Origin of the sequence: Streptomyces sp. NPDC004542 (assembly GCF_040610035.1) — a bacterium.
Lineage (GTDB): Bacteria > Actinomycetota > Actinomycetes > Streptomycetales > Streptomycetaceae > Streptomyces.
The window spans coordinates 75582-94232 of the sequence record NZ_JBEXLP010000014.1; the positions used below are offsets into that span (position 1 = coordinate 75582).

The window sequence follows — 18651 nt, forward strand, 5'->3', positions numbered from 1 at the left end:
CCGCCGCGCCGGGTTTGACAGTGAGCGCATCACCCAAGAAAACTCATGCCGTGCAGTCTTCCCTCATCCTGGACGAGTTCGACCGCAGGCTCATCGCGGCGCTCCAGCTCAATGGCCGCGCCCAGTGGAAGGACATCGCGAAGGCTCTGGGCAGCAGCGAGTCCACCGTGGTCCGGCGGGGCCGGCACCTGTGCGACTCCGGCGTGGTGCGCGTCATCGGCTTCGTGGACACCCTCCGCTGCGGCCTGGGCGTACCCGTGCTGACGCGGATGACGTGCCCTCCCGCCTTCCGCGAACGGCTCAGTGCCGAGGTGCGCGCGCACCGGCAGGTCCGCTACGCGACCACACTGGCCGGCTCCGCGGACATCGTCGCCGAGTTCGTCGTCGGCGCGCACCGCAATCTGGCCCGGCTGCTCTCGAGCGACCTTCCGGGCGCCGATGTGGTCACGTCCACGGAGACGCTGACCGTGATGCGGACCTTTCACTCGACCCGGGCGTGGGAGGAGAACCTGCTCGCGCCGGAGTCGGTGACCCTGCTGCGTCCCGAGGGCGGTGATCCGACGGTCGAGCGCTACTGGCGGGAACCGCTGGCCCTCGACGACGTGGATCTCGCGATCCTGGCGGCGCTCGGCGAGAACGGCAGGAAGACCGTCAAGCAGCTCGCACAGGAGGCCGGCACGAGCGAGTCGACGGCGGCGCGCCGGCTGGAACGGCTGGTCTCCGAAGGGTGCGTGTACTTCCGGACGGTGATCCACCCGGCACTGCTGGGCTTCGCGACCGAGATCCTCATCTGGCTCTCGGTCGACAGCGGGGCACTGGAGGACGTCGCCCAGCAGCTGGTCGGCCACCCCTCGGTCAAGTTCGTCTGGGTGACCACCGGGCGGCTCAACATCTGCGCCGGCGCGCACCTGCGGCACAACAGCGAGCTGTACGCCTTCGAGGCGGACGTGCTGGGCAGCCTGAAGGGAGTGCGCGTCAGCGAGATAACCCCGCACGTGACCACGCTGAAGCGCGCCTGGATCGACCTCCTGGAGGGCGGTATCCCCAGCAGGCCGGATCACGTGGCCGAGGCCGTACGCGGCTTGGCCCAGTAGCTTCCGGCGGCCCGACGGAGCGAGGCCCGGCACCCGGAGGAGACGGCTCCCGCCTCCTCCCCACCGGGCAGCAGCCCGGTGCATTTTTGTCATGCCCTGCTCAATAATCCTGCTCAACAATCTCTGATCGATCACCTGAACTACCGCCTTCGCTCCCCACAGGGGCGCTCCTCGTTCCGGCCGTCCGCACAGCGGGTGGCCGGTCGGCGTTTTTCGGCCTTGCGGACCGGCACACTCCCCCGCGCGTGACACGGGCGAACCCGTGTCGACTCGCGACGTTTACACGCCTCCCGCCATCCTTGAGCCGCCAGCAATTAAACGTCACTCGAGTATTGACAGTGGGTCTGCGCCTCACCAAAACTCTCCCCATCGCAATCAAACGCCACTTGCGTTGGCTGGATGGCAGCAACCTCCATCTGACGCCGCTCCCAGTTCACTCACGTCGGCCCCTCGATGGCCGCAGATCCCCCAACTACTCCGCCGGAGGAACACATATGAGTGAGAGCAGTCCGTGGAAGTGGTCCGACGAGACCTGGCTGAATCATGTCAACAAGATCCGTGCGGGACGCCGGCTCGCTCCGGCGAGCTGGCCCGGTGGTGCGAAGGTCGCGGTGGCGCTCTCCTTCGACCCCGACCACGAGACCATTCCGCTGCGGGACGGTGACACGGGCGTCGGCTCCCTGGCCCGCGGCGAGTTCGGCTCGCGGGCAGGTGCTCCCCGGATCCTCGATCTGCTCGAGCGCCACCATGTTCCGGCCACCTTCTTCATGCCGGCGGTGTCGGCTCTCCTGCACCCTCAGGAGATCAAGGCCTATGCGGCGGCCGGCCACGAGATCGGAGCGCACGGCTGGATCCACGAGCGCAACCTGCTGCTGCCGGAAGCCGAGGAGCGGGAGCTGGCTCACCGCAGCATGGACACCGTCGAGCGGCTGAGCGGCCAACGTCCGGTCGGTATCCGGACGCCGAGTGCCGACTTCTCCGAGGCGACGCTGTCGATCATCCGAGAGGTCGGCCTGCGCTACGACTCCTCCCTGATGGCGGACGACTGGCCGTACGAGATCCTCGAGAACGGTGAGCCCAGCGGGATCGTCGAACTCCCCATGGAGTGGATCCGCGACGACGCGCCGTACTTCTCGATGGACCGCTACGGCTCCCTGCGCCCGTACACGCCGCCGCGTCAGTGGATCACGATCCTCATCGACGAATTCGACGCGGCCTACGCCGAGGGCGGCGTCTTCCAGCTCATCTGCCATCCCCACGTCATCGGGCACCGCTCCCGGATGTGGGCGCTGGAAGAGCTGCTGCGCCACATCAACGGTCACGACGGCGTGTGGTACGCCACCCACGGCCAGGTCGTGGACCACGTGACCGAGAACGCCGTCGAGGGTCCACTCACAGGAGGCAGTCGATGACCGAGATCACCAGCCCCGCCACCGCCACCCCCGAAGTGTCCGGTACCCGTGGCCTCACCGCCGCACAGCGCAGACGCGTCCTCGCCGGCTCGATCGGCAACCTGGTCGAGTACGTCGACTGGGCGCTGTTCGCGACCTTCACCCCGGTGTTCGCGCCGCACTTCTTCCCCTCGGACGACCCGATCGCCGGCGTCCTGGCCACGCTCGTGGTGTTCGCCGTCGGTTTCGTGATGCGACCGGTGGGCGGGGCGGTGCTCGGTGTCCTCGCCGACCGTGTCGGCCGCAAGCGCATCCTCACGCTGACCGTCCTGCTGATGTCGGGCGCGTCGTTCGTCATCGGCCTGTGTCCCGGCTACGAGACCATCGGTGTGGCGGCGCCGATCGTCCTCGTCGTCGCCCGGCTCGTCCAGGGGTTCTCCGCAGGCGGTGAAGCCGGCAGCTCCATGACCTTCCTCGTGGAGTCGGCCCCCACCGGCCGGCGCGCGTTCATCGGGTCGTTCCAGCAGGTCTCCACCGGCGCCGGGCTGCTCGTCGCCTCGCTCCTGGGCACCGTCCTGACCGCGACCTTCTCAGCCGGGGCACTGGACTCCTGGGGTTGGCGCCTGGCCTTCGTCATCGGCGGGGTGCTCGGGCTCGTCGGAATCTGGCTGCGCAACGGGGTGCCGGAGACCGAGCACTTCACCCAGGCGCAGGAGACCACCGGACAGAAGCGCGCCCACCCCATCGTCGACCTGTTCCGGCACCACCCCAAGGCGGCCCTGCGGGCCTTCGGCATCACCATCCCGGCCACCGTCGTCAACTACATGTGGCTGACGTACATGCCGGTGTACGCCCACACCACCCAGGGCATACCGCTGGATCAGGCCCTGCTCGCCAACAGCATCGCCCTGGCGGTCTACTGCGTCACGCTTCCGTTCGTCGGCCGCCTGTCCGACCGTATCGGCCGCAAGCCGTTCTTCCTGGTGTTCAGCGTCGGCTTCATGGTGCTGCCCTGGCCGGCGTTCCACTTCCTCAGCGCCGACTTCTGGGTGCTCCTGGTCATCGAGCTCATCGGCGTACTGCTCCTGGCATGCGACTCCGCCATCATCGCGGCCGCCTACAGCGAGCTCTTCCCGGTCGAGGTGCGCACCACGGGCACGGCACTCTGCTTCGCCGCCGCCGTCGCCGCCTTCGGCGGCACCGCGCCCTACATCATGACCAGCCTCTTCGCCCACGGTCTCAGCGGGTTCGTCTGGTTGTACGTGGCCATCGCGGCCGCCATCGGAACGGTCTTCTTCGCCACTCTGCCCGAAACCAAGGACAAGGAGCTCTCATGACCCCCGGCAACCGCCACGTGGTCGTCACCGGCGCCGCCGGCAAGATAGGTACCGCCATCGCCGAAGTCTTCGCGCGCAGCGGTGACCGGGTGACCGGAGTGGACTTCCGCAAGGACGCCCTGGAGGCGGCCTTCGCCCCGCTGTCCGGCAGCACCCTGGTCGCCGACCTCACCGATCCCGACGCGTCGGCCTCCTTCGTGGACGAGGCCTGGGACGGCATCGGCCCCGTCGACGTCCTGGTGAACTGCGCCGCGCTCGTCCCGTCCACACCCTTCCTGGAGATGACGGCCGACATGTGGGACCGGGTGCAGGCGGTCAACGTGCGCGCTCCCATGCTCGCCACGGCCGCGCTGGGCCGGCGCGCACGGTCCGAAGGCCGCCCCGCATCGGTCGTCAACATCAGCTCGGGCGCGGCGACCCGGGCACGCCCCGGTGCCTCCCACTACTGCACCTCCAAGGCGGCCGTCGAGATGCTCACCCGGGCCGCCGCCGTGGAACTCGGCCCCGACATCCGCGTCAACGCGGTGAGCCCCGGCTTCGTCGACGTCGACAGCCCCGTCAACCCGGTGACACCCGAGTACGCCGAACTCGTGTCCCCGAACCCGGCGCGACGGCGGGGCAAGCCCCTCGACATCGCGCGGGCGGTGTTCTGGATCGCCGGTCCGGAAGCCGACTTCTGCACGGGCTCGATCCTGCGGGTGGACGGCGGGTCCACCGCCGGCACCACCCAGCTACCGCTGCAGTGGGCGGCGGACCGCCAGGCCGCGAGCGCATGACCTCCTACACCGTCGTGGGTGCCGGCGCGATAGGTGGAACGCTCGCCTTCCACCTGTCGCGCGCGGGACACCACGTGCAGATCATCGACGCGGACCGCGCGCACGTCGGGGCCATCGCGGCGAACGGCCTGGTACTCGCCCCCGGGACGCGGAAGCAGCGCATCCCGGCCGTCCATCCCGACGACTTCGACGGCCGCCTCCACCGGGTGCTGCTGGCGGTGAAGGCACAGGCCACGGGCAGTGCGGTCGAGTGGCTGGAGCCCCGCCTGGACGAGGCGGGGTGGGTGGTGTCCCTGCAGAACGGCCTCAACGAGGACCGCATCGCGACCGTCCTCGGCCGGTCGCGGACCGTCGGCGCCTTCGTCAACCTCAACGCCGACGTGATCCGTCCCGGAGTCGTCCGGGACGGCGGCGCGGGCGCCCTCGTGCTCGGTGAGCTCGACGGCGCCCCGACCCCCCGGGTCGACCGGCTGGCCGCCGATCTCTCGGGCTGGGGGCCGGTACGGACCACGAGCAACATCTCCGGTTACCTGTGGGCCAAGCTCGCCTACGGAGCGATGCTCACCGCCACGTCCCTCGCGGACGCGCCCATGGCGGACCTCGTCGACCGCCACCGGCCCGTCATGCACGGCGTGGCCCGGGACGTCTGCGCCGTCGCCGCCGGTGCCGGCATCACTCTGATGGGCTTCGACGGTTTCGAGCCGGACGCCTACGCCCCTGACGCGGACGAACGCGCCGCGGACGCGGCGACCGACCGGCTCGTGGCCTGGATGCGCACGCTCACGAAGAACCGCAGCGGGATATGGCGGGACATCGCGGTGCGCAAGCGGGCCACCGAGGTCCCGGCACAGTACGACGCCGTCCTCCGCCACGCCGCCGCCCAGAACCGGCCGGTACCGGTCCTCGCCGCCACCCTGAGGGCGCTGCGCGAGGTCGAGACGGGAGTGCGCGCGATGACCGAATCGACCCTGGACGAACTGGCGGACACAGCCAGGAAGGCACAGCCATGAGTCACGAGAAGCTCAGCGCCCTGCCCGGCGGCACCGCCGTGGCAGCGGTCGACACGCCGGCCCTGTTCGCCTGGCTCAAGGACCGTCACGACAGCATCGTGAACGACCTGACGACCCTCGTGAACCTCGAGACGCCGAGCACCGACAAGGCCCTCCTCGACGAAGCACTCGAGTGGCTCGAGACCTGGTCCGACGCGATGCTCGGCAAGCCCGACAGCCGCCACCGCTCCCCGGGCGGCCGCTACGGCGACATCCTGATCAGCGAGTACGCGGGAGAATCCGAGAAGCTGATCACCTTCGTCTGCCACTACGACACCGTGTGGGAGAAGGGAACGCTGGCGGACTGGCCCCTGGCCATCGACGGCGACCACGCGACCGGGCCCGGGATCTACGACATGAAGGCCGGTCTCATCCAGTCCGTCTGGGCCCTGCGGGCCCTGAAGGAGGCGTCGCTGGCCCGTCCTCGCATCCGGCTGCTGTTCACGGGAGACGAGGAGATCGGCAGTCCCGCGGCACGCCCCGTCATCGAGGACGCCTGCCGGGACGCCGACGCCGTCATCGTCTTCGAGCCCAGCGAGCAGGGCCGGATCAAGACGGCCCGCAAGGGTGTCGGCCGCTTCACCCTGCGGCTCAGCGGCGTCGAGGCGCATGCCGGCGCCGACTACACGAAGGGCGTCAGCGCCGTCGACGAGCTGGCCCGGGCCGTCCTCGGCCTGCACGCCCTCACCGACCTCGATGCGGGCACGACCGTCAACGTCGGTGTGGTCTCGGGCGGTACGCGGTCCAACGTGGTGGCCGGATCGGCCGAGGCGGACATCGACGTCCGCGTGACCTCGGCATCCGAGATGGCACGCGTGGACGCGGCACTGGCAGACCTGAAGCCGGCGAACGGGCGGGCCCGGCTGACCATCGACGGGGAGTGGAACCGGCCGCCGATGGAACGGGGACCGCTGACCGTACAGATGTACGAGCTTGCCGCGGTCGCCGGACGGAGCATCGGCATCGAACTCGGGGAGATCTCCGTCGGCGGCGGGAGCGACGGCAACTTCGCGGCCGCACTCGGTGTCCCGGTCCTCGACGGAATGGGCGCGGTCGGCGGCGGACCCCACGCACGACACGAGCACATCTCGCTCTCCGGGATGGCGGAGCGCGCGGCCATCGCCGCGGCCGTCGTCGCCTCGTTCGCCGGCACCACGAGCGGCTGACACGGCCGTCAGCCGGCTCCGCGCGCCGATGGGCCGTCGCCGCCCGGCTCTCTCCGCTCGCTCCGATTCCCGACCCTCGACCCGCGGCAAGGAAAGGCAGTTCATCATGTCCACCGACGCCCAGGCCTACATCGACGACATGGCCCGCACACGCGGCTACGTCCTCGACTACCACAAAGTGATGGCCAAGCAGGACTTCCCCGTCCTCCAGGCCGCCAACGATCTGGTGGCGGCCGCCTATCTCGACCAGCGCACGCTCGATCACCGCACCAAGGAGCTGATCTTCATCGTCAGTCTCACGGTGATGCGCGCCTCCAAGGGCCACATCCAGAGCCACATCCGGGTCGCCCTCGACCTGGGCGTGACCCCTCGAGAGATCCTCGAGGCCATCGAGATCTCGCTGCCCGAGGCCGGCGTCGTCGCCTTCCAGGCCGGCTTCGAGGCCTGGCGCGAGGTCGTCGACGCCGACGGCCTGGAACCGACGGTGCGGGTACACGAGGGCGGGAACGGCCAGAGCACCTAGGGTCTTCCGTTCTGATCAGGCCGGATCGGGGAGCGGGGTCAGCTGTGTGGGGGCGTACCCGCCCCGCCGTTCAGGCGGTGGGGGCCGCCTCCCGCTCGAGCGAAGCCGAGAGCGGGGGAGCGATGCCAGACCCCGCGAGCCAGGCGTGATCCACACGACAGGCCCCGGGCGGAGCCGGGGCCGGCCTCCGGCTTTCCGGTCCCCGGCCGGTCCTGAGCGCGTGCGCCCCCTGCCGGACAGTCACCCGTCACCCGTCACCCGTCACCCGTCGCCCGTCACCCCGCACCCTTCACCCTTCACAGGAAGCAGCCATGGACAAGATCGCCTTCATCGGACTCGGCACGATGGGACATCCCATGGTGCGCAACCTCGCCGCGTCAGGTGCCGCACTGTCGGTCTTCGACGTTGATGCCGATGCCGTACGCGGTGTCGCCGAGGAGACCGGTGCCATGCCACTGGCCAGTACAGCAGAGGCGGCCGCCGCCGACGTGGTCGTGCTGATGCTGCCCGACAGCGCGATCGTGGCGAAGGTGCTGGGCGATGTCGACGCCCCGGGCTCCCTGGCCCACGCCCTCAGGCCCGGCACGCTGCTCATCGACATGGGCTCGTCCTCCCCGGAGGCCACCGCGTCCCATGCCGACGCCCTGGCCGGCCGGGGCGTCACCGTGGTCGACGCCCCGGTGTCCGGCGGTCCCCGCAAGGCGGTCGACGGCACACTCACGATCATGATGGGCGGCACGGAAACCGGCTGCCGGCGTGCTCTGCCGATTCTGCGGACGATGGGCACCTCGGTGACGTACGTGGGCCCGGCGGGCTCCGCGCACGCCCTCAAGTCGCTCAACAACCTGCTCTCCGCGATCGGACTGGTCGGTGCGATCGAAGTCCTGACGGTGGGGAAGAGGTTCGGGCTGGACCCGCGGGTGATGCTGGGCGTCATCAACCAGTCCACCGGCCGCAACCAGTCCACCGAGGTCAAGGTCGAGCCGCAGATCCTCGACGGAGGGCGGAACGTCGGATTCTCACTGCCGCTGACCGTCAAGGACATCAGCACCGCGCTCGGCCTGGCCCACTCCCAGAACGTCGCCACCCCGCTGTCCGAGACCTGCGTCGAACTGTGCAGGACGGCTCTGGCCGCACTGCAGCGCGACGGCATCAGCAACCCGGACCAGGCAGACCTGGCAGTCCACTTCGCCCGGACCACGGGAACCTCCCTGCTGCCCTGACCGACCCTGAGAAACCGGAACCGGCGCACGACGCGTCACCCTGCAGGGAGGACGATCGCTCATACCCGGCTTGCTCCACACCAAACTGAACGTGACTCACATCACGCAACCCGCGCTTTATCCGCAACCGCGTGCTTGATACAACTTGCTCGCGCGTTCCTGTCCGTCGACGGCCTGCGCCCACTCCCCTTTCTTGAGCCGCTCCTTCCGCATGCCCTGGGAACGCCCGTGTCCTCCCCCCGCACCACACCCTGGCCCCTCGTCGCCCTTTTCGCGGCCGGCTACCTCGCCCCGTACCTCCTGCCCACCGTCGTGGGCAGACTGGACGCGGGGCTGCCCCTGACCGCCACCGAGGCCGGAGCCGTCGGCAGTGCGCTGCTGCTGAGTTCGGCGACCGCCGGGTTCCTGCTGGCGTCCAGGGTGGAGCGGACCGGGGCCCGCGCGCTCGCCCGCGCCGGGCTGGCGCTGGCCGTCCTCGGCTACGGCGGGGCCGCGCTCACCGGGGCGGTACCGGCCGTCGTGGCGGGCGCGGTCCTCGGCGGGTTCGGCTCGGGCACGGTCACCGCGGTCGCCGCCACCGCGATCGCCGCCCAGAGGGATCCGCACCGGGTCACCACGCTCGGCCTGCTCGCGGTCTCCGGCCTCGCGGGAGCCGTGTACCTGACGGTCCCGCACCTCGGCGCGGGCCACGGGCAGCCGTTGGCCGCGATCGCGCTCGCCGCGCTCGCGGTGTGGCCGCTCACCGGCCGCCTGTCCGCGCCCGCCGCCGCCCGCGGTCACCTCGCCCGGGGCCCCCTCCCCCACCGGCGCTCGGGGCTGCTCCTCGCCGCCGCGATGCCCTGCTGGTCCCTCGCCCAGAACGCCCTGTGGGGCGTCAGCGGCCGGATCGGCCTGGTCCAGGCGCACCTCACCGAGGTGACCGTGGGCGCGGTGTTCGCGGTCGCGCTCGGCGCCGGGCTGCTCGGGGTCGTCGGGGCGGGTGCGCTCGGGCCGCGACTCGGCCGGGCCCTGCCGATCGGGGCCGGTACGGCACTCATCGCCGTCTGCATCGCGCTCAGCGCTTCGGCGAGGGACCTGCCGACCTTCGCGGCGGGCGAGATCGCCTGGAACGCGCTCTACCCGGTCGTGCTGTCGTACCTGATCGGCCTCGCCGCCTCGCTCGACCCGCGCGGCCGCTGGGCGGTCCTGGCCGGCTCCGCCGGCTCACTGGGCACGGCGGCGGGTCCGCTGGCCGGCAGCCTGTTGTCCGCGCGGGCGGGTTTCCCCGTCATGGGCGAGGTGCTGGCCGTCGGGCTGCTGCTGGTCGCGGCGCCGATGACGGCGGTGGCGCTGCGCGCGACCCGCCGCTCGCTGCCGGTCGCCGCGACGGTGGAGGTCGTGGAGGTCCCGGTGGACACCGCGGCCGTCCCGGCCCGCCGGGCCTACGACACGGCGTCCCCGAACTCGTAGGCCTCGACCTCCGCGAGGTAACGGGCCCGGAGCTCCTCGTCGTCGTCCAGGAAGGACGCCAGGAAGGAGTTCCGGGCCAGTTCGCGCAGGCGGTCGTCGGTCAGGCCCAGCGCCTCGCGGACGGCACGGAAGTTGTCGCCGGCGTAGCCGCCGAAGTAGGCGGGGTCGTCGGAGTTGACCGTGCAGAGCAGGCCCGCGTCGAGCATGGCGGGCAGCGGGTGCGCGGCGAGGACGTCGACGGCGCGCAGCCGGACGTTGGACAGGGGGCACAGGGTGAGCGGGATCCGGTCGCGGACCAGCCGGGCGACCAGCTCCGGGTCCTCCACGCAGCGCAGGCCGTGGTCGACGCGCTCCACGCCGAGCACGTCCAGCGCCTCGGTGATGTACTCCGGCGGGCCCTCCTCACCGGCGTGCGCCACCCGGCGCAGCCCGAGCGCGGCGGCGGCCTCGTACACCTCGCGGAACTTCACCGGCGGGTTGCCGACCTCGGCCGAGTCGAGGCCGACCCCGGTGATCCGGTCGAGGTAGGGCTCGGCCATCTCCAGGGTGAGCAGCGCCGATTCGGCGGACTTGTCCCGCAGGAAGCACATGATGAGCCTGGTGGAGACGCCGTGGTTCTCCTCGGAGCGGCCCAGCGCCCGCCACAGCCCCTCGACGATCACCCCCATGGGCACGCCGCGCTCCAGGTGCGCCTGCGGGTCGAAGAAGATCTCCGCGTGCCGCACGCCCTGGGCGGCGGCGCGCTCGAGGTAGGCGTTCGCGAGGTCCTCGAAGTCCTGCTCGTCGATCAGGACGGCCATCAGCTCGTAGTACAGGTTCAGGAAGGACTGGAGGTCCTCGAACCGGTACGCCTCGCGCAGCTCGCCGGTGTCCGCGTACGGCAGGGTGACGCCGTTGCGCTCGGCGAGCCGGAACGCCAGCTCGGGTTCGAGGGTGCCTTCGATGTGGAGGTGCAGTTCTGCTTTAGGGAGGGGCATCAAAGCATCGTACGGCCGTTTTACCGGCGTTTCGGAACCGGCACCCGCTGGAGGTCGTGCGCCACGGTCAGCTCACCCTCGAAGCCGGCCGCCCGCGCCTGCCGCTCGAACTCGTCCGGTTCCGAGTACCGCTGGCTGAAGTGGGTGAGGACGAGGTGGCGCACACCGGCGTCCCGGGCCACGCGCGCTGCCTGACCGGCCGTCAGATGGCCGTACTCGTCGGCGAGTTCCTGGTCCTCGTCGAGGAAGGTCGACTCGATGACCAGCAGGTCGCAGCCCTCGGCGAGCGCGTGCACCCCGTCGCACAGCCGGGTGTCCATGACGAACGCGAACCGCTGCCCGCGCCGCACCTCGCTGACGTCCTCGAGGGCGACACCGCCCAGCGTCCCCTCCCGCTGGATGCGGCCCACGTCCGGCCCCTTGATGCCGTGCGCGGCGAGCCGCTCGGGCAGCATGCGGCGCCCGTCGGGCTCGATGAGCCGGTAGCCGTAGGACTCCACGGGGTGGGAGAGCCTGCGCGCCCGGAGGGTGTACGAGGCGGTCACCGCGAGGTCGCCGTCGGCGTCGACCGGTGCCTCGGTCAGGTCGACCGTCTCCCGGTAGGCCGTCGCGTACCGCAGCCGGTCGAAGAAGCGCTGCCCGGAGCGCGGGTAGTGGGCGGTGACCGGGTGCGGGACCCGGTCCAGATTGATGCGCTGGATGACCCCGGCGAGCCCCAGCGAGTGGTCGCCGTGGAAGTGGGTGACGCAGATCCGGTTCAGGTCGTGCGCGGCGACCCCGGCGCGCAGCATCTGGCGCTGCGTGCCCTCGCCGGGGTCGAACAGGATGCCCTCGCCGTCCCAGCGCAGCAGATAGCCGTTGTGGTTGCGGTGCCGGGTCGGGACCTGGCTGGCGGTGCCGAGGACGACCAGTTCGCGTACGGACACGGCTGCCTATCCGGGGGGCCACTCGAGGCCGCGGCCGCCGAGGAGGTGGGCGTGGGCGTGCCAGACGGTCTGGCCGGCGCCGGTGCCGGTGTTGAAGACGGTGCGGTAGCTCTCCAGCTTCTCCTCGTCGGCGACGGCCTGGGTCTCGGCGAGGACGTCCGCGGCGAGCTGCGGTGCGGCGGCGGCGAGCGCGGCGGCGTCCCGGTAGTGCGCCTTGGGGATCACCAGGATGTGGGTGGGTGCCTGGGGGTTGATGTCCCGGAAGGCGACGGTGGTCTCGGTCTCACGGACGATCGTCGCCGGGACCTGCCCCGCGACGATCTTGCAGAACAGACAGTCGTCCTGCGGCGCGCCGCCCTCTTGCCCTGCCATGCGTGTGCCTCCTCACGCCGGTGATCCAGTACCGGGGCATCGTATCGACCCCGGGGGTCAGTCCGGTTGCGGCAGGGGCGGCGGGGTCTTCGCCGGGTTATCCTCCAGCGCGGCCAGCGCCATCCGCACCGCCTCGTCCAGCTGGACGTCACGGCCGGCGGCCCAGTCCTGCGGGCGCTGGACCACCTCCACGTCCGGGTCGACGCCGTGGTTCTCCACGCCCCAGCCGTAACCCTCCAGCCACATCGCGTACTTGGGCTGGGTGATCAGCGTGCCGTCGACCAGGTGGTAGCGGCTGTCGATGCCGATGACGCCGCCCCAGGTGCGCGTGCCGACGACCGGGCCGATACCGAGCGCCTTGATCGCCGCGTTGACGATGTCGCCGTCGGAGCCGGAGAACTCGTTGGCGACCAGGACGACCGGGCCCCGGGGCGCGTCCTGCGGGTAGCTGTAGGGCCGCCGGCCGCGCGGCAGGCCCCAGCCGACGATCCGCCGGGCCAGTTTCTCGACGACGAGCTGGGAGGTGTGGCCGCCGCGGTTCTCCCGGACGTCGACGACGAGCCCCTCGCGGGCCACCTCCACCCGCAGGTCGCGGTGGATCTGGGCCCAGCCGGGGGCCTGCATGTCGGGCACGTGGAGGTAGCCGAGCCGGCCGCCGGAGAGTTCGTGGACGTGGGCGCGCCGGCCGGCGACCCAGGCGTGGTAGCGCAGCGGCTCCTCGTCGGCGATCGGGATCACCACCGCGTGCCGGGGCTCGCCGCCGCCGGCCGGTGAGACGGTCAGCTCGACCGCCTTGCCGGCCGTACCGACGAGCAGCGGGCCGGGGCCGGTCACCGGGTCGACGGGGTGCCCGGCCACGGCGACGATCGCGTCCCCGGCGCGCACCGCGACACCGGGCGCGGCGAGCGGGGCGCGGGCGTCGGGGTCGGAGGTCTCGGCGGGCAGCACGCGGTCGATGCGCCAGCTGCCGTCCTCGTGGCGGGAGATGTCGGCGCCGAGCAGGCCCTGGCGGGGGCCGCCGCCGTGGGCGCCGTACGGCGTGACGTACGCGTGCGAGGTGCCGAGTTCGCCGTGCACCTCCCAGAGCAGGTCGACGAGGTCGTCGCGGGTGGCGATGCGGTCCAGCACCGGGCGGTAGCGGTCGAGGACGCCGTCCCAGTCGACGCCGCCGAGGTCGGCCCGCCAGAAGTGGTCGCGCATGATGCGGCCGGTCTCGTCGTACATCTGGCGCCACTCGGCGGCCGGGTCGACGGTCTGCCTGACCCGTGTGAGGTCGACGGTGACGGAGGTGTCGCCGTCGTCGTCGGTGGAGGCGCGCCGGTCGCTGGGGACGACCCGGAGCCGGCCGTCGGTCCACAGCAGGACACGTTTGCCGTCGCCGCTGACCTCGAAGTGGTCGGCGTCGGAGGCGAGGTGCTCGATGCGCTGCTGGACGAGGTCGTAGCGCTCCAGTTCGGTCTTGGGGTCGGGGTCCTCGGGGGTGGCCCGGGAGGCGCCGAGGACGCCGCGCACCGGGTGGCGCAGCCACAGCACCCCGTCCTTGGCGGCGCGCAGGTTGGAGTAGCGGGCGGCCTCGACCGGGAAGGGCACGATCCGGTCGGCGAGCCCCTCCAGGTCGATCCGGGTGGTCGGGGTGCCCTCGCTGTCCGGGGTCTCGTCCTTGTCGGGCGCGTCGAAGGGCCGGCCGTGCCGCTGCGGGCCGAACGGCGAGGGGGTGGTGGCGGCGAGGGTGATCAGGTAGGGGCGGGAGCCGACCACGAAGGCCAGGTCGAAGACGTGCTCGTCGTAGACCGGGTCGAAGGCGCGGGTGGAGAGGAAGGCGAGGTGCTTGCCGTCGAGGGTGAAGGCGGGCGCGTAGTCCTGGAAGCGCAGCGGGGTCGCGTCGGTGACCGACAGGTCGGTGGTGTGGGCGAGCCGCAGCTGGGACAGGGGGCGGGGGCCGGGGTGGGACCAGGCGAGCCAGGCCGAGTCGGGGGAGAAGGCCAGTCCGGAGACCTCGCCGTCCTCGCTGCGGTCGACCTCGCGGACCTCGCCGCTGTCCCGCTCGACGAGCAGCAGCCGTCCGTCGTGCGCGGCGACGGCGACCCGGCTGCCGTCGGGGGCCACGGCGAGCTCCAGGACCCGGCCGAGCCGGCCGGCGGCGAGCCGTCTGGGGGTGGCGCCGGGCGCGAGTCCGGTGGCGGGGGCGAACTCCAGGGCGTCATCGCCCTCGGCGTCGGTCACCCACACCGCCCACTCCTCGCCCTCGGCGCGGAAGGCCCGCGGCAGCCGGGCCCGGACACCCGGCTGGGCGGCGAGCGCGCGGGCGGGACCGGAGCGGTGGGTGACCCAGTGGACGGCGCCGCGCACCTCGACGGCGCTGCCGCGCGCGGTGTGGTCGGGAGCGGCGGAGTCGAACCAGCGGCCGGCGTTCACCGGGTACGGCTGGAGGTCCACGCGTGGCCCCCCGAGCCGGATGTCGAGCCGCCGCGGCTCGGCGCCGTCCAGGTCGTCCAGGAGCCACAGCTCACCGGCACAGGTGTAGACGACGCGGGTGCCGTCGCCTGCCGCGTGCCGGGCGTAGAAGCCCCCGAGAGGGGTGTGCCGGCGCAGGTCGGAGCCGTCGGCGAGGGAGGAGTACAGCGCTCCGGTGCCCTCGTGGTCGGAGAGGAAGGCGATGCGCTCCCCCGTCCACACCGGGTACTCGATGTTCCCGTCGAGTTCCTCGTGCAGCCGCACGAACTCGCCGGCTCCTTCTCCGTCGTGACCGTCCCGGTCGATCCACAGCTTGCCCGCCGTACCGCCCCGGTAGCGCTTCCACCAGGCGGCCTCGCGGCCCATCGGCGCGGACAGCAGCACCGTGGCGGGACCGTACGCCACGTCCCCGACGGGCCCGTACGGCAGGGTGGCGGCGGGTCCGCCGTCGAGCGGGACCGCGCGGGCCCAGCTGCGGCGCAGACTGGCCTGGCCCTGGGTGCTGAGCGCCAGGACCTGCCCGCCGGGCGTCCAGCCGCGCACCTGGGTGCGCCAGCTCCCCCAGTGGGTCAGCCGCTTGGCCGGGCCGCCCGTGACGGGGGCGGTGTGCACCTCGGGGGCGCCGTCGCGGGTGGAGGTCCAGGCGACCGTCGTGCCGTCGGGGGAGATCCGCGGGTGGGTCACCGGTACGTTGTCGGCGCTGACCCGCCAGGCCCGCCCGCCGTCGAGCGGGGCGAGCCACACGTCGTCCTCCGCGGTGAAGGCGACCAACCCGCCGTGCACGTGCGGGAATCGGAGGTAGGCCGAGGTTGCCGCTGTGGTGGTGGATGCGCCCTGGGTCACCCGATCACCCTACGCAGCGCACGGCGTCCGCGGGTCCGGTTTCCGATCACTTGCCCTCGACGGGCCAGCAGGTCGGATCGCCCTTGCACCAGATGGTCCTGGTGACCGTGACGGTGACGGTGGGGCGGGGCTGCCCGTCCGAGGGCCGGTAGGTGACGGGCGGGGTGTACGCGGGGCCGGGTGTGGCGTCGCAGTTGCCCAGCCCGTCCACGTGGAACACCTCCTTGCCGCCGACCTTCGCGGTCAGGTCGCCGCGCACGCACGCCCCGTCGACGGCCTTGGTGACCTTGCCGGTGACGGTGATCTTCCGTCCGTCGTCGGTCTGTCCCCGGCAGTCGACGGTGACGACGGTGCTCTCGCTCGGTGACGGTGTCTTCCCCGGGGTGTAGCCCTTGCCTCCGTAGCCGCCCGTGCAGGTGAGCCACCGCACGTTCACGTGCTGCCGCTTCAGCTCCGCGGTCGCGGTCCGGTCCGTCGTGTACGCCACCGACGCCGAACTCAGATCGGTCGGCTCGCACGCCACGACGCCGCCCACGGCGACCGCCGCGAGCCCCGCCACGGCCGCCGCCCGCGTCCGGCGGGGCCGGTTGCGCATGTGCCTGAAAGCCCCCATGCAGGGCAGCGTGCCACCGCCGCGGGCGGGGCGGTAGGGCGCATATGGCCACTCGAGTGTTCGGGTGCCTCACCTTCGAGTGGCGCTCCGGTGCCCGTCGAGGTCCCCGGGCCGTCCCGGTGCGCGGGGACCGGTCAGGTGCGCAGCAGCAGCCACTGCTGGAGTTCCACCACGTTGCCCTCCGGGTCCTTGAGGTGGGCGACCCGCATGCGCTCGGTCATGGGGGCCGGGCCGTGCAGGAGGGTGGCGCCACGGCCGGTGATCTCCGCGCAGTAGGCGTCGAGGTCGTCGACGCGCAGGACCACCAGGGAGCGGTGGCCGGTCGCGGTGTCGCCCAGCTCGTCCAGGACCTCGGCCATCATCGAGCGGTCCTGCAGCGCGATCCCGGCGGAGCCGGTGGCGGGACTGAACTTCTCGTACGGTCCCGAGGCCGCGCCGGACTGCGGCTTCAGGCCGAGCACCTCGGCGTAGAAGCGGTAGCAGGCGGCGAAGTCGCTGACCAGCAGCCGTACGTGGGCGAGTTCCACGGTCTTCCCCCAGCGGTCAGGACCAGCGGCCGGTACGGCCCAGGAGCAGGGCCGCCGCCGCGGTCCCGGCGGTCGATGTACGCAGTACGGTACGCCCGAGCCGGTACGCCTTCGCGCCCGCTTCCCCGAAGAGCGCCAACTCCTCCGGGGCGACGCCCCCTTCGGGGCCGACGACCAGCACGATCTCGCCCTCGGCGGGGAGCTGGGCGGTGGCCAGCGGCTCGCTGGGGTAGTCCCGGTCCTCGTGCAGGACGGCGGCGAAGTCGGCTTTGGCGAGAAGCTGGGCAACCTGCTTGCTCGTCGCCGCGTCCGCGACGTCCGGGAAGCGCAGCCGCCGGGACTGCTTGCCGGCCTCACGGGCGGTGGCGCGCCACTTGCCGAGCGCCTTCAGGCCGCGCTCGCCCTTCCACTGGGTGATGCAGCGGGACGCCGCCCAGGGCACGATCGCGTCGACACCGGTCTCGGTCATCGTCTCCACGGCGAGCTCACCGCGGTCGCCCTTGGGCAGGGCCTGGACGACGGTGATACGCGGGCTGGGCTCGGCTTCCACCGGGAACTCGAAGGGCTCGACGACCAGATGGTCCTTGCCCGCCGCGCTGCGGACGACCCCGGCCGCCCCCCGGCCCCGCCCGTCGGTGACCACCACGTGCTCGCCGGGCTGGAGCCGCCGTACGGAGACCGCGTGCCGCCCTTCGGGGCCCGTCACGTCGATGACCGAGCCGGGGCCGACGCCCTCCAGGGAGTCGACCACGAAGACCGGCGCGGTCACCGGGCACCGCCCTGGGCCAGCGCCGCCGTCGCCGCCTCGGCCTCGGCGGCCAGCACCTCGACCAGCTGCCCGGCCGGCAGCTCGCGTGCCATCCGGTGGCCCTGGCCGGCCCACAGCGCCATGCCCTGCGCGTCACCGGCCTTGGCGGCGGCCAGGCGCAGCGTCGAGGTGAGGTGGTGGACCTCCGGGTAGGCGGCGGGGGCGTACGGGCCGTGCTCGCGCACGAAGCGGTTGACCAGTGCGCGGGCCGGGCGGCCGGAGAACGCGCGGGTCAGTTCGGTGCGGGCGTACAGCGGGTTGGTCAGCGCCTGCTTGTGCGGGGCCTTCGCGCCGGACTCGGGGGTGGCGAGGAACGCGGTGCCCAGCTGGGCCGCGCTCGCGCCGGCCGCCCTGACCGCGGCGATCTGGCTGCCGCGCATGATGCCGCCGGCGGCGACGATCGGGATGCCCACGGTCTCGCGGACCTGGGTGATCAGTGCGAGGAGGCCGATGCCGGAGCCGTCGTTCTCCTGGATGTCCCGGTGGGTGCCCTGGTGGCCGCCGGCCTCCACGCCCTGCGCTATGACCGCGTCGGCGCCGGCCCGCTCCACCGCGACGGCCTCCTCGGCGGTGGTCGCGGTGACCAGGGTGAGGGTTCCGGCGCGGCGCAGCGAGTCGAGCGCGTCCCGGCTCGGCACGCCGAAGTGGAACGAGACCACCGGGACCGGGTTGTCCAGCAGCACGGCGAGCTTGGCGTCGTAGCCGTCGTCCCGGCCGCTGTCCGGGTCGCCGAGCTCGGTCTCGTACCACGAGGCCTCGCCTGCCAGCTGGTGGGCGTAGACCTCCACGGCACCGGAATCGGGGTGTTCCGGCTGCGGCATGAAGAGGTTCACGCCGAAGGGACGGCCGGTCAGGCTCCGCAGCTGCTTGATCTCCTGGTACATGCCGTCGGCGGTCTTGTACCCGGCGGCGAGGAACCCCAGACCGCCCGCCTCCGACACGGCGGCGGCGAGCTGCGGGACGGAGACCCCGCCGGCCATGGGGGCCTGCACGATCGGATGAGGAACGAGATCGGTCAGTGCGGAGGACATGACGGCATGTTGTCACGTCCTCCGAACAAGTCCGAATCCGGGCTTCCTCTGACATATGCCAGAGGAATTGTCGGCGGTCAGGCACCGTAAAC

17 protein-coding genes are annotated in these 18651 nt (G+C 72.2%); 9 read left to right on the forward strand and 8 right to left on the reverse strand.

Annotated features, from left to right (window positions below):
- The first annotated feature begins 50 nt into the window (after positions 1-50).
- The 9 genes from ABZX30_RS11355 (at position 51) to ABZX30_RS11395 (ending at position 10008) form a co-directional block, all read left to right on the forward strand.
- Entirely contained in the window at positions 51-1094 is a 1044-nt protein-coding gene (locus ABZX30_RS11355) for an Lrp/AsnC family transcriptional regulator (RefSeq protein ID WP_355931731.1), read from the forward strand.
- Positions 1095-1588: 494 nt separating this feature from the next.
- Positions 1589-2506 carry a polysaccharide deacetylase gene (locus tag ABZX30_RS11360; RefSeq protein WP_355931734.1) on the forward strand — a complete coding sequence of 306 codons (918 nt, stop codon included), beginning with the start codon at positions 1589-1591 and terminating at the stop codon, positions 2504-2506.
- Positions 2503-3822: an MFS transporter gene (locus ABZX30_RS11365; protein WP_355931736.1), complete on the forward strand. Its 1320-nt coding sequence runs from the start codon at positions 2503-2505 to the stop codon at positions 3820-3822. The genes ABZX30_RS11360 and ABZX30_RS11365 overlap by 4 nt, the downstream gene beginning before the upstream one ends.
- On the forward strand, positions 3819-4598 hold the full coding sequence (locus ABZX30_RS11370) for an SDR family oxidoreductase (RefSeq protein ID WP_355931739.1): 780 nt from the start codon (positions 3819-3821) through the stop codon (positions 4596-4598). Before ABZX30_RS11365 ends, ABZX30_RS11370 begins: the two co-directional genes overlap by 4 nt.
- Positions 4595-5608, forward strand: a complete 1014-nt coding sequence (locus ABZX30_RS11375; RefSeq protein ID WP_355931741.1) for an FAD-dependent oxidoreductase — start codon at positions 4595-4597, stop codon at positions 5606-5608. Before ABZX30_RS11370 ends, ABZX30_RS11375 begins: the two co-directional genes overlap by 4 nt.
- The gene (locus tag ABZX30_RS11380) at positions 5605-6813 is read left to right on the forward strand and encodes a M20 family metallopeptidase (RefSeq protein ID WP_355931743.1); all 1209 of its coding nucleotides are present in this window, start codon (positions 5605-5607) and stop codon (positions 6811-6813) included. The genes ABZX30_RS11375 and ABZX30_RS11380 overlap by 4 nt, the downstream gene beginning before the upstream one ends.
- 106 nt (positions 6814-6919) lie before the next feature.
- Positions 6920-7336 (forward strand): carboxymuconolactone decarboxylase family protein, encoded by a 417-nt coding sequence (locus ABZX30_RS11385; RefSeq protein ID WP_355931746.1) that lies wholly within the window; start codon positions 6920-6922, stop codon positions 7334-7336.
- Between the two features lie 311 nt (positions 7337-7647).
- Positions 7648-8559 (forward strand): NAD(P)-dependent oxidoreductase, encoded by a 912-nt coding sequence (locus ABZX30_RS11390; RefSeq protein WP_355931749.1) that lies wholly within the window; start codon positions 7648-7650, stop codon positions 8557-8559.
- Positions 8560-8787: 228 nt separating this feature from the next.
- Positions 8788-10008 carry an MFS transporter gene (locus ABZX30_RS11395; protein ID WP_355931750.1) on the forward strand — a complete coding sequence of 407 codons (1221 nt, stop codon included), beginning with the start codon at positions 8788-8790 and terminating at the stop codon, positions 10006-10008.
- On the opposite strand, the gene ABZX30_RS11400 is transcribed toward ABZX30_RS11395, so the two are convergent.
- The 8 genes from ABZX30_RS11400 to ABZX30_RS11435 all read right to left on the reverse strand — a co-directional run bounded on the left by ABZX30_RS11400 (position 9981) and on the right by ABZX30_RS11435 (position 18559).
- A complete protein-coding gene (locus ABZX30_RS11400) occupies positions 9981-10985 on the reverse strand; it encodes an adenosine deaminase (RefSeq protein ID WP_355931753.1) in 1005 nt (334 codons plus the stop codon). The two genes, ABZX30_RS11395 and ABZX30_RS11400, sit on opposite strands and share 28 nt — an antisense overlap.
- 20 nt (positions 10986-11005) lie before the next feature.
- A complete protein-coding gene (locus ABZX30_RS11405) occupies positions 11006-11911 on the reverse strand; it encodes a ribonuclease Z (RefSeq protein WP_355931755.1) in 906 nt (301 codons plus the stop codon).
- A 6-nt stretch (positions 11912-11917) separates the two neighbouring features.
- Positions 11918-12283, reverse strand: coding sequence for a histidine triad nucleotide-binding protein (locus ABZX30_RS11410; RefSeq protein WP_355931757.1), 366 nt, complete (start codon positions 12281-12283; stop codon positions 11918-11920).
- A gap of 57 nt (positions 12284-12340) precedes the next feature.
- Entirely contained in the window at positions 12341-15580 is a 3240-nt protein-coding gene (locus ABZX30_RS11415; RefSeq protein ID WP_355931760.1) for a S41 family peptidase, read from the reverse strand.
- Between the two features lie 46 nt (positions 15581-15626).
- Positions 15627-16193 (reverse strand): hypothetical protein, encoded by a 567-nt coding sequence (locus ABZX30_RS11420; RefSeq protein ID WP_355931763.1) that lies wholly within the window; start codon positions 16191-16193, stop codon positions 15627-15629.
- A 134-nt stretch (positions 16194-16327) separates the two neighbouring features.
- Positions 16328-16720: a VOC family protein gene (locus tag ABZX30_RS11425; protein WP_355931765.1), complete on the reverse strand. Its 393-nt coding sequence runs from the start codon at positions 16718-16720 to the stop codon at positions 16328-16330.
- 16 nt (positions 16721-16736) lie between these two features.
- A complete protein-coding gene (locus tag ABZX30_RS11430; RefSeq protein WP_355931768.1) occupies positions 16737-17489 on the reverse strand; it encodes a 16S rRNA (uracil(1498)-N(3))-methyltransferase in 753 nt (250 codons plus the stop codon).
- A complete protein-coding gene (locus ABZX30_RS11435) occupies positions 17486-18559 on the reverse strand; it encodes a nitronate monooxygenase (RefSeq protein WP_355931771.1) in 1074 nt (357 codons plus the stop codon). The genes ABZX30_RS11430 and ABZX30_RS11435 overlap by 4 nt, the downstream gene beginning before the upstream one ends.
- Positions 18560-18651: the final 92 nt, after the last annotated feature.

Excerpts from the sequence above, each read along its gene's own strand:
- ABZX30_RS11360 (WP_355931734.1), top strand. The coding sequence starts at position 1,589 with ATGAGTGAGAGCAGTCCGTGGAAGTGGTCCGACGAGACCTGGCTGAAT.
- ABZX30_RS11365 (WP_355931736.1), top strand. The coding sequence starts at position 2,503 with ATGACCGAGATCACCAGCCCCGCCACCGCCACCCCCGAAGTGTCCGGT.
- ABZX30_RS11370 (WP_355931739.1), top strand. The coding sequence starts at position 3,819 with ATGACCCCCGGCAACCGCCACGTGGTCGTCACCGGCGCCGCCGGCAAG.
- ABZX30_RS11375 (WP_355931741.1), top strand. The coding sequence starts at position 4,595 with ATGACCTCCTACACCGTCGTGGGTGCCGGCGCGATAGGTGGAACGCTC.
- ABZX30_RS11380 (WP_355931743.1), top strand. The coding sequence starts at position 5,605 with ATGAGTCACGAGAAGCTCAGCGCCCTGCCCGGCGGCACCGCCGTGGCA.
- ABZX30_RS11385 (WP_355931746.1), top strand. The coding sequence starts at position 6,920 with ATGTCCACCGACGCCCAGGCCTACATCGACGACATGGCCCGCACACGC.
- ABZX30_RS11390 (WP_355931749.1), top strand. The coding sequence starts at position 7,648 with ATGGACAAGATCGCCTTCATCGGACTCGGCACGATGGGACATCCCATG.
- ABZX30_RS11400 (WP_355931753.1), bottom strand. The coding sequence starts at position 10,985 with ATGCCCCTCCCTAAAGCAGAACTGCACCTCCACATCGAAGGCACCCTC.
- ABZX30_RS11410 (WP_355931757.1), bottom strand. The coding sequence starts at position 12,283 with ATGGCAGGGCAAGAGGGCGGCGCGCCGCAGGACGACTGTCTGTTCTGC.
- ABZX30_RS11420 (WP_355931763.1), bottom strand. The coding sequence starts at position 16,193 with ATGGGGGCTTTCAGGCACATGCGCAACCGGCCCCGCCGGACGCGGGCG.
- ABZX30_RS11435 (WP_355931771.1), bottom strand. The coding sequence starts at position 18,559 with ATGTCCTCCGCACTGACCGATCTCGTTCCTCATCCGATCGTGCAGGCC.